This window comes from Pseudomonas nicosulfuronedens (assembly GCF_005877905.1).
Lineage (GTDB): Bacteria > Pseudomonadota > Gammaproteobacteria > Pseudomonadales > Pseudomonadaceae > Pseudomonas > Pseudomonas nicosulfuronedens.
In genome coordinates, this window is record NZ_SWDV01000011.1 from 234,343 (window position 1) to 247,098 (window position 12,756).

The following is a 12,756-nucleotide window of genomic DNA, read 5'->3' on the forward strand; positions in this document are numbered from 1 at the left end:
CGCTCGCGAACCGGTCGGGCGTGATTGCGAGCAAGCTCGCTCCTACACGTACCTTTCGACCACGCACAAAAAAGCCGGGCCCAGGGCCCGGCTTTCTTTGTCAGCGTTCTGTTACAGCGGATGCGTGTAATAGAGGCTGTAGGATTCGATGCCATCGTTCGGCTGGCTGATGCCGGCATTGGAGTAATGCATGGCACGCACGCCCAGGGCCTGACCCTCGCCGAAGCGCAGGCCGACGCCGAGGCGATCCTCGAAGTTGAAGGCGCCGCCCAGGTCCTGGTCGCCCACGCGGGAGCCACTGAACACGGCCACGCCGATACCGGCCTCGACGAAGGGTTTGACCTTCTCGCCGGAGAACTCGTAGACGAACACCGGGCTGAAGGACAGCGAGTGGCGGCCGCTGGCCTCGTCACCACCTTCCCAGTAGGTGTAGCCAGCGTCCCAGTAGCCGGTCAGACGACCCGTGGAGCTTTCCCACCAGCTCTTGTCCCAGTCGAAGCCCAGGCCCAGGCGGTAGGTCATGGTGTTCTGTCCGGTAAAGCCAACGGCGCCGGTCAGGCCAGCGGCCTGCGCGGGGACCAGATGCCCCAGAGTCAAAGCTGCCAAGGCAGCGAGCGAGAGTAGTTTCCTCATCGAAACATCCTTTATTAGAAAGCTGAATGAAAAATCCCCGCGAATAGCTGGCAATTATAAGGCCATTTGTCAGCATTCGCTGACAGACCAAAGTAGGTAGCTAGCTATTCTTTTCAGTCAGGAAAGAAACTGACGGCTTCGCCGGCACGCCAGAGCACCGGCAGTACGCGTTCAAAGCCTTCGACTGCACCGCTGGTCCATAGCTCAGTTTTTTTCGCCTGCCCTTCCGCCAAGATCCCCCGCACCTGCAACAGGCGCTCGAGTTGGCGAGCCACGGCGGCACCGGTATCGATCAGCGAGACGTCCGCAGGCACAAGCTCGCGCAGCAACGGGCGCAGGAAAGGGTAATGCGTGCAGCCGAGGATCAGCGTGTCGCAGCCTTCAGCCAGCAGCGGAGCAACGTAACCTTGCAGTAGTTCGCGAGTCTGCGGGCCGTCCAGGTCGCCCAGTTCGATGCGCTCCACCAGCCCTGGGCAAGGCTGGGTAATGACCCGCACATCGTTGGCGAAGCGGTCCAGCAGTGCTGCGAAGCGTGCACTCTTGAGCGTGCCAGTCGTGGCCAGCACACCAACCACACCACTGCGGGTCGCTTCGGCCGCCGGCTTCACGGCCGGCTCCATGGCGACGATGGGCAACTGTGGATAGTGCTCACGCAGGTCCGCGGCGGCAGCAGCAGTGGCCGTATTGCAAGCCACCACCAGCGCCTTGGCGCCACGGGCCAGGAGAAACTCGGCGATGGCGCGGCAGCGCGCGCGGATGTACTCGGGGGTCTTCTCGCCATAGGGCACGTGGCCGCAGTCAGCGAGGTAGATCAGGGATTCGCGGGGAAGCCGCGCCCGGATTTCGTGGAGGACGCTGAGGCCGCCCACACCGGAATCGAACACGCCGATCGGCGCGGCATCAGCCATTCGTGGCTCCGCACACGGCGCACTGCGGATCGCGCTTGACCCGCAGCTCGCGGAAGCGTGTGCCGAGGGCATCGATCAGCAGCAGGCGGCCCACCAGCGGATCGCCGAAGCCGGCCAGCAGCTTCAACGCTTCCAAGGCCTGCAGGCTACCCACCAGCCCCACCAGCGGGCCAACCACGCCGGCCTCGCTGCAGGTCAGTTCGGCTTCGCTGCCGTGGCCATAGAGGCAGTGGTAGCACGGGCTTTCCTCGCGGCGCGGGTCGAACACCGAAAGCTGCCCTTCCAGGCGGATCGCCGCGCCGCTCACCAGCGGTTTCTTCGCAGCGACGCAGGCGGCGTTCACCGCTTCACGGGTGCCGAAGTTGTCGCAGCAGTCGAGTACCAGGTCGACGGCCGCCACGGCGGCGTCGAGGGAGTCGGCGTCCAGCGCCTGGCGATGGGCGACCAGCTTCACGTCCGGGTTCAGCGCGGTCAGGCGGGCGATGGCGGAGTCCACCTTGCCCACGCCGACGCTGTCGGTACCGTGGATGATCTGCCGCTGCAGGTTGGTCAGGTCGACCGTGTCGAAGTCCGCCAGGTGCAGCTCGCCGACGCCGGCAGCGGCCAGGTACAGCGCCACCGGGGCGCCGAGGCCACCGAGGCCGACGATCAGCACACGGCTGTCCTTCAGACGCAGCTGGCCTTCGACGTCGATCTGCGGCAGGAGGATCTGCCGGCTGTAACGCAAGAGTTCGTTGTCGGTCAGCATGTCCAGCGCCCCAGGCTGATGCGTTCGTGGCCGCCCAGGTCGCGACGGCTTTCCACAGCAGTAAAGCCACGACTGAGCAGCAGGTCGCGTACGGCATCCGGCTGATCGAAGCCATGTTCGAGCATCAGCCAACCACCGTTTTCCAGATGGCCCGGCGCCTGGTCGATGATCAGGCGGATGTCGTCCAGCCCATCCTGCCCGGAGACCAGTGCGCTCGAAGGCTCGAAGCGCACGTCGCCCTGTTTGAGGTGCGGGTCGGTACTGGGAATGTAGGGCGGGTTGCTGACGATCAGCGAGAAGCGCTCGCCCTCGACCGCCGAGAACCAGTGACTGGCGCGGAAGGCGACGTTGGCCAGGCGCAGGCGTTCGCGGTTGCGCTCGGCCAGGGCCACGGCCTCGGGAATGCGGTCGACGCCCAGCACCTGCCAGCTCAGGCGTTCGCACGCCAGCGCAAGGGCGATGGCGCCGGTACCGGTGCCCAGGTCCAGTACGCGCGATGGCGAGGCCGGCAGCAGCGCCAGCGCAGTTTCCACCAGCAGCTCGGTATCGGGGCGGGGAATCAGGGTGTGCGGCGCGACCTCCAGGTCCAGGCTCCAGAAACCCTGACGGCCCAGGATGTAGGCCACGGGCTCACCGGCCACTCGGCGGGCCAGGTAGCGGTCGTAGAGGTCATGGGCCTCGCGGCTAACCACGCGTTCGGGCCACGTCCGCAGGAAGCTGCGCGGCTTGCCCAGCGCGGCCGCGAGCAGCAGCTCGGCATCCAGGCGCGCACTGGGCGAGTCCGGCAGTTGCGCCTCGTTGAGCAGGGTCATGATGGTTGCCATGGTCTGTCGCTCTCTCAATCACCGAGCGCGGCCAACTGGTCGGCCTGGAACTCTTGCAGCAGCGGCTCGATGACTTGCTCGACCGCGCCTTCCATCACTTCACCCAGGGAATAGAGGGTGAGGTTGATGCGGTGGTCGGTCACCCGGCCCTGGGGGAAATTGTAGGTGCGGATACGCTCGGAGCGATCGCCCGAACCGACCAGCAGCTTGCGCGTGCTGGCGATCGCCTGCTGGGCCGCTGACTGCTGCTGGTCGTTGAGCTTGGCCGCCAGCCAGGCCATGGCCTTGGCGCGGTTCTTGTGCTGCGAACGTTCCTCCTGGCACTCGACCACGATGCCCGACGGGATGTGCGTGATACGCACCGCCGAGTCAGTCTTGTTCACGTGCTGGCCGCCGGCGCCGGAGGAGCGATAGGTGTCCACGCGCAGATCGGCCGGGTTGATCTCAATGGCCGCCTGCTCATCCGGCTCGGGCAGCACCGCCACGGTGCACGCGGAGGTATGGATGCGCCCCTGGGACTCGGTGGCCGGCACGCGCTGTACGCGGTGGGCGCCGGATTCGAACTTGAGCTTGGCGTAGACGCTCTCGCCCTCGACGCGAGCAATCACCTCTTTATAGCCGCCGTGCTCGCCTTCATTTTCGGACATGATCTCCACGCGCCAGCCCTGCTTCTCGGCATAGCGCGAGTACATGCGGAACAAGTCGCCGGAGAAGATCGCCGCTTCGTCGCCGCCGGTGCCCGCGCGGATTTCCAGGAAGACGTTGCGGCCGTCATTGGGGTCCTTGGGCAGCAGCATGCGCTGCAGGCGATCCTCCAGGCCGACCAGCGCGGTCTTGGCCTCGGCGACTTCTTCCTCGGCCATTTCACGCAGGTCCGGGTCGCTGTCCTTGAGCAGCGCCTGGGCGCCCTCCAGGTCGGACTGCACCTTGCGGAACTCGCGGAAAGCGAGGATGACCGGCTCCACTTCCGCGTATTCACGGGAGTAGGCGCGGAACTTGGTCTGGTCGCTGATCACCTCGGCGTCGCCCAGCAGAGCGGTAAGCTCTTCGTAGCGGTCGCTGAGGATATCCAGCTTTTTCAGGAGGGACGCTTTCATCGCTTGTCAGTGCCCTCCTCGAGGGCGAACAGTTCCTGCGCGACGGCCAGCGCATCGATGCGGCCCTCGGCGGAGAGTTTTTTCATCTGCACGCTGGGGGCATGCAGCAATTTATTGGTCAGGCCGCGGCTGAGCTGGGCGATGACTTCCATCGGGTCAGCGCCGTTGGCCAGCAGGCGCTGGGCCTTCTGGGTTTCCTCGTCACGCAGGCGCTCGGCCTGCTGGCGGTAAGCGCGCAGTACATCCACCGCGGCCAGCTCGCGCAGGCGCAGCATGAACTCGTGCACGCCATCGCCGACCAGTTCCTCGGCGGCCTGGGCGGCGCCCTGGCGGCTCTTGAGGTTTTCGGCGACTACTTCGTGAAGGTCATCGACGCTATAGAGGTAGACGTCTTCCAGCTCGCCAACCTCCGGCTCGATGTCACGCGGGACGGCGATATCGACCATGAACATCGGCTTGTGACGGCGCTGTTTCAGCGCGCGCTCCACCGCTCCCTTGCCGAGGATCGGCAACTGGCTGGCAGTGGAACTGATGACGATATCGCTGTTGACCAGCTCATCCGGCATGTCCGCCAGCAGGATGGCGCGGGCGCCGAACTGCTCGGCCAGCAGGCTGGCACGCTCCAGGGTGCGGTTGGCGACCACGATGCGCTTCACGCCCTGCTCGTGCAGGTGACGGGCGACCAGGGTGATGGTCTCGCCGGCGCCGATCAGCAACGCCTGGCTGCGACTCAGGTCGCTGAAGATCTGCCGGGCCAGGCTGACCGCGGCGAAAGCCACGGACACCGGGTTCTCACCAATGGCGGTGTCGGTACGCACGGTCTTGGCGGTGCTGAAGGTGGCCTGGAACAGGCGCCCCAGCATCGGCCCGACGGTGCCGGCCTCACGCGCTACCGCGTAGGCGGACTTCATCTGCCCGAGGATCTGCGGCTCGCCCAGCACCATGGAATCCAGGCCCGCCGCGACGCGCATCATGTGGCGCACAGCTTCCTCATCCTGATGGACGTAGGCACAGGCGCGCAGGTCGTCGATCCCCAGGTTGTGGTAATCGGCCAGCCACGCCAGCACGTCGCCGGAGTCCGGATGCTCGATCTCCAGGTAGAGCTCGCTGCGGTTGCAGGTGGAGAGGATCGCGGCTTCGCGGCTGGAAGTCAGCCTGCACAGCAGCTGCAGGGCCTCGACCATCTGCTCGGGAGTAAAAGCCACGCGCTCGCGGACGGCCACGGACGCGGTCTTGTGGTTGATGCCGAGGGCAATGAAGGCCATGCAGAATCGCTGATGCTGATCGGAAAGCCCGCAATTGTCCTACTTAGCCTTGTGAAGGACAACCACCCGCGACGTATCGCACACTGCAAATCGCATAGAGGCCCGTAACGGGCGCTTGCCCATGGGATTGGCACTTTCCTTATGTCATGATGGTCCCATTTCGCAGGTCAGGCCCTCGTCCTTCCTCTATGAACAAGTCTCTTGCGCTGCTGACTGCTCTGCTGCTGCTCGGCGGCTGCCAGTCTCTTACACAGAAAAACACCGACAGTGCTTCCACGGAGAAGGACAAGACCGCGGCTGCGCAGAAGAATCAGAAGTACGGCTCCTTCAGCGAGGACACGATGTTCTCGCTGCTCACCGCCGAGATCGCCGGACAGCGCAACCGTTTCGATATCGCCCTCGCCAACTACGTCGAGCAGGCCAAGGAAACGCAGGACCCGGGAGTCGCCGAGCGCGCCTTCCGCATCGCCGAGTACCTGGGCGCCGACCAGGAAGCCCTGGACACCTCGCTGATCTGGGCCAAGGCCGCGCCGGACAACCTCGATGCCCAGCGCGCCGCTGCGATCCAGCTGGCGCGCACCGGCCAGTACGACGAATCCATGGTGTACATGGAGAAAGTCCTCAATGGACAGGGTGACACCCACTTCGACTTCCTCGCGCTATCGGCCGCCGAGACCGACCCGGACACCCGCGCCGGCCTGCTGCAGAGCTTCGACCGCCTGCTGAAGAAGTACCCCGACAACGGCCAGTTGCTGTTCGGCAAGGCCCTGCTGCTGCAGCAGGACGGTCGTCCGCAGGAGGCCCTGCACCTGCTGGAGGACAATTCCGCCAGCAAGCATGACGTCGCCCCTCTGCTGCTGCGCGCCCGCCTACTGCAGAGCATGAAACGCAGCGACGAAGCGCTGCCGCTGCTCAAGAACGCCATCAAGGAACACCCGGACGACAAACGCGTCCACCTCGCCTACGCCCGCCTGCTGGTCGAACAGAACCGCCTGGAAGAGGCCAAGGCCGAGTTCTCCGCGCTGGTCGAGCAATTCCCCGATGATGACGACCTGCGTTTCTCCCTGGCGCTGGTCTGCCTCGAAGCCCAGGCCTGGGACGAGGCCAAGGTCTACTTGCAGGAACTGGTCGAGCGCGACAGCCATGTCGACTCCGCCCACTTCAACCTGGGCCGCCTGGCCGAGGAGCAGAAGGACCCGGAAACCGCGCTCAAGGAATACGCCCTCGTCGGTCCTGGCAACGACTTCCTCCCGGCCCAGTTGCGTTCGACCGAAATCCTGCTGGACCAGAAGCGCTATGACGACGCTTCGCGCCGCCTCGCCGAAACCCGCGCCCGCCAGCCGGACTACGCCATCCAGTTGTATCTGATCGAGGCGGAAGGCCTGTCCAACCGCGACCAGGTAGACCGCGCCTGGAGCGTCATCCAGCAGGGCCTCAAGCAGTTCCCGGATGACCTCAACCTGCTCTACACCCGCTCCATGCTCGCCGAGAAGCGCAACGACCTGGCGCAAATGGAGCAGGACCTGCGGCTGATCATCCAGCGCGAACCGGACAACGCCATGGCGCTCAACGCGCTGGGCTACACCCTGGCCGACCGCACCACCCGCTACAGCGAAGCCCGCGACCTGATCCAGAAGGCCCACTCGCTGAACCCGGACGACCCGGCGATCCTCGACAGCCTGGGCTGGGTGAATTACCGCCTGGGCAACCTCAGCGAAGCGGAAACCTACCTGCGCAAGGCGCTGGAACGCTTCCCCGACCACGAAGTGGCCGCGCACCTGGGCGAAGTACTCTGGGCCCAGGGCAAGCAGAGCGAAGCCCGCAAGGTCTGGGCCACCGCCCTGCAAAGCCAGCCTGACAGCGCCGTCCTGCGTGACACCATGCTGCGCCTGACCGGCTCCGGAACCCTCTGATTTATGCGTTTACGTCACCTGATCGGCGCCGCCGCGCTTGCCCTGCTCGCCGGCTGCTCCAGCTTCGGCACCCACGAAGCCCTGGAAGGCCAGGGCAACGCCACCGCCTGGAATGCCCACAAGGCGCGCATCGCCACTCTCGACGGCTGGCAAATCGACGGCAAGGTCGGCATCCGCGCCCCCAAGGATTCCGGCAGCGGCACCCTGTTCTGGCTGCAGCGCCAGGACTACTACGACATCCGCCTCTCCGGCCCGCTGGGCCGCGGCGCCGCACGCCTGACCGGGCGTGAAGGCGCAGTAACCCTCGAAGTCGCAGGGCAAGGCCGCTTTGAAGCCGCCTCCCCCGAAGAATTGCTGGAACAGCAGATGGGCTGGCGCCTGCCGGTATCCCACCTGCTCTGGTGGATTCGCGGCCTGCCCGCGCCGGACAGCAAGAGCCGCCTGACCCTGGACGGCGACAGCCGCCTGGCCAAGCTGCAGCAGGACGGCTGGGACGTGGAGTACACCCGCTACAGCGAGCAGAACGGTTACTGGTTGCCTGAGCGCCTGAAGCTGCACGGCCAGGACCTCGATGTCACCCTGGTGGTAAAGACCTGGCAGCCACGCCAGCTCGGCACCCAATCGAGCAACGCAGGCCAGCAGTGACATGCAGGACCGACTGACCCTGCCGGCACCGGCCAAGCTCAACCTGTTCCTGCACATCACCGGCCGTCGCGCCGACGGCTACCACGAGCTGCAGACACTCTTCCAGTTCCTCGACCACGGCGACGAATTGCAATTCGCCGTGCGCGAGGACGGCGAAATCTGCCTGAACACCGAGATCGAAGGTGTTCCGCACGACAGCAATTTGATCGTCAAGGCCGCCCGCCGGCTGCAGGAACAATCGGGCTGCCAGCTGGGCGTCGACATCTGGCTGGACAAACGCCTGCCCATGGGCGGAGGCATCGGCGGCGGCAGCTCCGACGCAGCCACCACCCTGCTTGCGCTGAATCACCTGTGGCAGCTGAACTGGAGCGAGGACCGCCTCGCGGCACTGGGCCTGAGCCTTGGCGCCGACGTCCCGGTATTCGTGCGCGGCCGCGCGGCATTTGCCGAAGGCGTCGGCGAGCAGCTCACGCCGGTTGAACTCGAAGAGCCCTGGTTCCTCGTCGTCGTGCCGCAAGTCTTTGTCTCCACAGCAGAAGTTTTCTCCGATCCCGAGTTGACACGGGATACTCCGCCCATTAAAGTTCGCAGCCTTCTCGGGGTGGACGGTCATAACGACTGCCAGCCGGTCGTCGAGAAGCGTTACCCGGATGTACGTAACGCACTGATCCAGCTAGGTAAATTTACCCAAGCGAGATTGACCGGCACCGGAGCTTGTGTGTTTGGGAGCTTCCCAAACAAGGGCGATGCTGATAAAGTTCGCCGCCAACTTCCGGCCACTCTGCCGAGTTTTGTTGCCCAGGGCCGTAACATCTCGATGTTGCACCGAAAGCTGCAAAGCCTGGACTGAGAAGACAGCAGTGTCATCGGTTGTACGCTACAGGGGCGTCGCCAAGCGGTAAGGCAGCAGGTTTTGATCCTGCCATGCGTTGGTTCGAATCCAGCCGCCCCTGCCATTTTCTTCTGGCTCAACCGGGCCTACCCTCAAGCCGACACAGGTACCGCAGCGTGTCCAAAATGATGGTTTTCACGGGGAACGCCAACCCCGATCTGGCACGCCGTGTCGTACGGCAGCTGCACATCCCCCTCGGTGACGTCTCTGTCGGTAAATTCTCCGACGGCGAGATCAGCGTTGAGATCAACGAAAACGTTCGTGGTAAGGACGTCTTCCTGATTCAACCGACCTGCGCACCGACCAACGACAACCTGATGGAACTGGTGGTGATGGCCGATGCCTTCCGCCGTTCCTCGGCGACTCGTATCACGGCAGTCATCCCCTACTTCGGTTACGCCCGCCAGGATCGCCGTCCGCGTTCCGCTCGCGTGGCGATCAGCGCCAAAGTCGTTGCCGACATGCTGACCGTCGTAGGCGTCAACCGTGTTCTCACCGTTGACCTGCATGCCGACCAGATCCAGGGCTTCTTCGATATCCCCGTCGACAACATCTACGGCTCGCCCGTACTGGTCGACGACATCGAAGACCAGCGCTTCGAGAACCTGATGATCGTCTCCCCGGACATCGGCGGCGTGGTGCGCGCTCGCGCCGTCGCCAAATCCCTAGGCGTCGACCTAGCCATCATCGACAAGCGTCGTCCGAAGGCCAACCAGTCCGAAGTCATGCACATCATCGGTGATGTCGAAGGCCGTACCTGCGTACTGGTCGACGACATGGTCGATACCGCTGGCACCCTCGGCCACGCCGCCAAAGCTCTGAAAGAGCACGGCGCCGCCAAGGTCATCGCCTACTGCACCCACCCGGTGCTGTCCGGCCGCGCCATCGAGAACATCGAGAATTCCGTACTGGACGAGCTGGTGGTGACCAACACCATCCCGCTGTCTGCTGCTGCACAAGCCTGTGGCCGCATCCGCCAACTGGACATCGCTCCGGTTGTCGCTGAAGCCATGCGCCGCATCAGCAATGAAGAATCGATCAGCGCCATGTTCCGCTAAGGCGGAACAGCGCTGACGTAAAGCGCCCCGTCACGTCGATGGGGCATTAGCAAAATCGCCCGAACGCTGGTCGCAAGCGTCCGGGCGATCTTGTCATTTTGGAGATACTCAAATGGTTGATTTTGTACTCAATGCTCAAGAGCGTTCCGACCTGGGGAAAGGTGCGAGCCGCCGCCTGCGTCGTAATGCCGGTCTGATCCCGGCTGTGGTCTACGGTGGCGAGAAAGCCCCGCAATCCCTGACCCTGGAACTGCGTGAAATTTCCAAGCTGCTGGAAAACGAGGCTGCCTTCAGCCACGTGATCACCCTGAACGTCGGTGCCGCCAAGGAAACCGTACTGATCAAGGCCCTGCAGCGTCACCCGTCCAAGGGTTTCGTCATGCACGCTGACTTCCAGCGCGTCGTTGCCGGCCAGAAACTGACCGCTCACGTACCGCTGCACTTCATCAACGAAGCCACCGCTGTTGGCGTCAAGGTTGGTGGCGGCGAGATCTCCCACGTGATCGCCGAAGTCGAAGTTTCGTGCCTGCCGAAAGACCTGCCGGAATTCATCGAAGTCGACCTGGCCAAGGTAGAACTGGGCCAGATCGTTCACCTGTCCGACCTGAAACTGCCGAAAGGCGTAGAGCTGGTGCAACTGGCCCACGGTAACGACCTGGCCGTCGCCAACATCCACGCTTCCCGCGTAGTGAAAGAAGAAGGTGAAGGCGAAGCTGCTGCCGAGTAATCGCGCGCACCATTGCCTTTAAGGAAGGGGCCCCCGTCGTGACTGCCGTACAACTGATCGTTGGCCTGGGAAATCCAGGCCCTGAATACGACCAGACCCGGCATAACGCGGGGGCCCTTTTCGTTGAGCGGCTGGCGGACGCGCAACGCGCGAACCTGTCTCTCGACAAGAAGTACTTCGGCCTCGTCGGCAAGTTCAGCCACAAGGGCCGCGACGTTCGTCTGCTCATCCCCACCACCTACATGAACCGCAGCGGCCAGGCCGTGGCGGCGCTCGCCGGATTCTTCCGCATTCCGGTCGAAGCCATCCTGGTGGCCCACGACGAACTCGACATGCCTCCCGGCGTCGCCAAGCTCAAGAAGGGCGGCGGACACGGCGGGCACAACGGGCTGCGCGACATCATCGCCCAACTCGGCAACCAGAACGGTTTCCATCGCCTGCGGCTTGGCATCGGCCATCCGGGGCACAGCAGCCTGGTCTCCGGCTTCGTCCTCGGCCGCGCCCCGCGCTCCGAGCAGGAACTGCTCGACACCAGCATCGACTCCGCCCTCGGCGTGCTGCCAGAAATGCTCGACGGGGACTGGACCCGCGCGATGCAGAAGCTGCACAGCCAGAAGGCCTGATCACACCTCTATTTCCGCCACCTGGCGCGAGGGACCTAGCATGGGATTCAATTGCGGCATCGTCGGCCTGCCCAACGTCGGCAAGTCCACCCTGTTCAACGCCCTGACCAAATCCGGCATCGCGGCGGAAAACTTCCCCTTCTGCACCATCGAGCCGAACAGCGGCATCGTTCCGATGCCCGACGCCCGCCTCGATGCGCTGGCCGAGATCGTCAAGCCCGAGCGCGTGATCCCGACCACCATGGAGTTCGTCGACATCGCCGGCCTGGTAGCGGGCGCCTCCAAGGGTGAAGGCCTGGGCAACAAGTTCCTCGCCAACATCCGCGAGACCGACGCCATCGCCCACGTCGTGCGCTGCTTCGAAGACGAGAACGTCATCCACGTCTCCAACAGCGTTGACCCCAAGCGCGACATCGAGATCATCGACCTCGAACTGATCTTCGCCGACCTCGACAGCTGCGAGAAGCAACTGCAGAAGGTCGCGCGCAATGCCAAGGGTGGCGACAAGGACGCCCTGGTGCAGAAAGCCCTGCTGGAAAAGCTCATCCCCCACTTCACCGAAGGCAAACCTGCCCGCTCGCTGATGAAGAACATGGGCGATGACGAGAAACGCGTCGTACGCGGCTTCCACCTGCTGACCAGCAAGCCGGTCATGTACATCGCCAACGTCGCCGAAGACGGCTTCGAGAACAACCCGCACCTGGACGTCGTGCGCGCCATCGCCGAAGAAGAAGGCGCAATGGTCGTGCCAGTGTGCAACAAGATCGAAGCCGAGATCGCCGAACTGGACGACGGCGAAGAGAAGGACATGTTCCTCGAATCCCTCGGCCTCGAAGAGCCCGGCCTGAACCGCGTGATCCGTGCCGGCTACGAACTGCTGCACCTGCAGACCTACTTCACCGCCGGTGTGAAGGAAGTTCGCGCCTGGACCGTCCGCGTCGGCGCCACCGCCCCCCAGGCCGCCGCCGTGATCCACACCGACTTCGAGAAAGGCTTTATCCGCGCCGAGGTCGTCGCCTACGACGACTTCATCCAGTTCAAGGGCGAACAGGGCGCGAAAGAAGCCGGCAAATGGCGCCTGGAAGGCAAGGACTACATCGTCAAGGACGGCGACGTGATGCACTTCCGCTTCAACGTCTAAGCACCTGCCAGACCCGAAAAAGCCCCGGCAACCCGCCGGGGCTTTTTCATAGGGGCGCCCTGCCCTGCCGCTCATCGCGAAAATCTTGCCCAGCCGGCTAAACGATTGATAGATCAGAACAATATTCAAGAAAAGGGGTTGACACCCCCCCTCGATCTGCGGAAAATGCGCGCCACTCGGCTACATAGCTCAGTCGGTTAGAGCGCAGCATTCATAATGCTGATGTCCCAGGTTCAAGTCCCGGTGTAGCCACCATACAAAACAACGGGTTAGCGAAAGCTA

General features: G+C 64.0%; 13 protein-coding genes and 2 tRNA genes. 9 read left to right on the forward strand and 6 right to left on the reverse strand.

What is annotated here, in order from left to right:
- Nucleotides 1–111: 111 nt before the first annotated feature.
- The 6 genes from FAS41_RS11750 to hemA form a co-directional block, all read right to left on the reverse strand.
- The gene (locus FAS41_RS11750; RefSeq protein ID WP_138522360.1) at nucleotides 112–633 is read right to left on the reverse strand and encodes an acyloxyacyl hydrolase; all 522 of its coding nucleotides are present in this window, start codon (nucleotides 631–633) and stop codon (nucleotides 112–114) included.
- A 113-nt stretch (nucleotides 634–746) separates the two neighbouring features.
- Entirely contained in the window at nucleotides 747–1,541 is a 795-nt protein-coding gene (gene murI / locus FAS41_RS11755) for a glutamate racemase (protein WP_138522362.1), read from the reverse strand.
- On the reverse strand, nucleotides 1,534–2,289 hold the full coding sequence (locus FAS41_RS11760; protein WP_138522364.1) for a molybdopterin-synthase adenylyltransferase MoeB: 756 nt from the start codon (nucleotides 2,287–2,289) through the stop codon (nucleotides 1,534–1,536). Before FAS41_RS11760 ends, murI begins: the two co-directional genes overlap by 8 nt.
- On the reverse strand, nucleotides 2,283–3,113 hold the full coding sequence (prmC, locus tag FAS41_RS11765; RefSeq protein ID WP_138522366.1) for a peptide chain release factor N(5)-glutamine methyltransferase: 831 nt from the start codon (nucleotides 3,111–3,113) through the stop codon (nucleotides 2,283–2,285). The genes FAS41_RS11760 and prmC overlap by 7 nt, the downstream gene beginning before the upstream one ends.
- Nucleotides 3,114–3,127: 14 nt before the next feature.
- The gene (gene prfA / locus FAS41_RS11770) at nucleotides 3,128–4,210 is read right to left on the reverse strand and encodes a peptide chain release factor 1 (RefSeq protein WP_138215893.1); all 1,083 of its coding nucleotides are present in this window, start codon (nucleotides 4,208–4,210) and stop codon (nucleotides 3,128–3,130) included.
- Nucleotides 4,207–5,475, reverse strand: a complete 1,269-nt coding sequence (hemA, locus tag FAS41_RS11775; RefSeq protein WP_138522368.1) for a glutamyl-tRNA reductase — start codon at nucleotides 5,473–5,475, stop codon at nucleotides 4,207–4,209. Before hemA ends, prfA begins: the two co-directional genes overlap by 4 nt.
- A 146-nt stretch (nucleotides 5,476–5,621) precedes the next feature.
- Here hemA and FAS41_RS11780 point away from each other — a divergent pair, with 146 nt between their 5' ends.
- The 9 genes from FAS41_RS11780 to FAS41_RS11820 all read left to right on the forward strand — a co-directional run bounded on the left by FAS41_RS11780 (nucleotide 5,622) and on the right by FAS41_RS11820 (nucleotide 12,729).
- The gene (locus tag FAS41_RS11780; protein ID WP_171049476.1) at nucleotides 5,622–7,388 is read left to right on the forward strand and encodes a tetratricopeptide repeat protein; all 1,767 of its coding nucleotides are present in this window, start codon (nucleotides 5,622–5,624) and stop codon (nucleotides 7,386–7,388) included.
- A gap of 3 nt (nucleotides 7,389–7,391) precedes the next feature.
- Nucleotides 7,392–8,033 carry a lipoprotein insertase outer membrane protein LolB gene (gene lolB, locus FAS41_RS11785; protein ID WP_138522372.1) on the forward strand — a complete coding sequence of 214 codons (642 nt, stop codon included), beginning with the start codon at nucleotides 7,392–7,394 and terminating at the stop codon, nucleotides 8,031–8,033.
- Between the two features lies 1 nt (nucleotide 8,034).
- On the forward strand, nucleotides 8,035–8,883 hold the full coding sequence (gene ispE / locus FAS41_RS11790) for a 4-(cytidine 5'-diphospho)-2-C-methyl-D-erythritol kinase (protein WP_138522374.1): 849 nt from the start codon (nucleotides 8,035–8,037) through the stop codon (nucleotides 8,881–8,883).
- Nucleotides 8,884–8,914: 31 nt separating this feature from the next.
- Nucleotides 8,915–8,989, forward strand: a tRNA-Gln gene (locus FAS41_RS11795).
- Between the two features lie 52 nt (nucleotides 8,990–9,041).
- Nucleotides 9,042–9,983 (forward strand): ribose-phosphate pyrophosphokinase, encoded by a 942-nt coding sequence (locus tag FAS41_RS11800; protein ID WP_015478849.1) that lies wholly within the window; start codon nucleotides 9,042–9,044, stop codon nucleotides 9,981–9,983.
- 112 nt (nucleotides 9,984–10,095) lie between these two features.
- The gene (locus tag FAS41_RS11805; RefSeq protein ID WP_088419112.1) at nucleotides 10,096–10,710 is read left to right on the forward strand and encodes a 50S ribosomal protein L25/general stress protein Ctc; all 615 of its coding nucleotides are present in this window, start codon (nucleotides 10,096–10,098) and stop codon (nucleotides 10,708–10,710) included.
- Between the two features lie 38 nt (nucleotides 10,711–10,748).
- A complete protein-coding gene (gene pth / locus FAS41_RS11810) occupies nucleotides 10,749–11,333 on the forward strand; it encodes an aminoacyl-tRNA hydrolase (RefSeq protein ID WP_081516404.1) in 585 nt (194 codons plus the stop codon).
- 40 nt (nucleotides 11,334–11,373) lie between these two features.
- Nucleotides 11,374–12,474, forward strand: coding sequence for a redox-regulated ATPase YchF (gene ychF / locus FAS41_RS11815; RefSeq protein WP_088419110.1), 1,101 nt, complete (start codon nucleotides 11,374–11,376; stop codon nucleotides 12,472–12,474).
- Between the two features lie 178 nt (nucleotides 12,475–12,652).
- Nucleotides 12,653–12,729: transfer RNA gene (locus tag FAS41_RS11820), tRNA-Met, on the forward strand.
- Nucleotides 12,730–12,756: the final 27 nt, after the last annotated feature.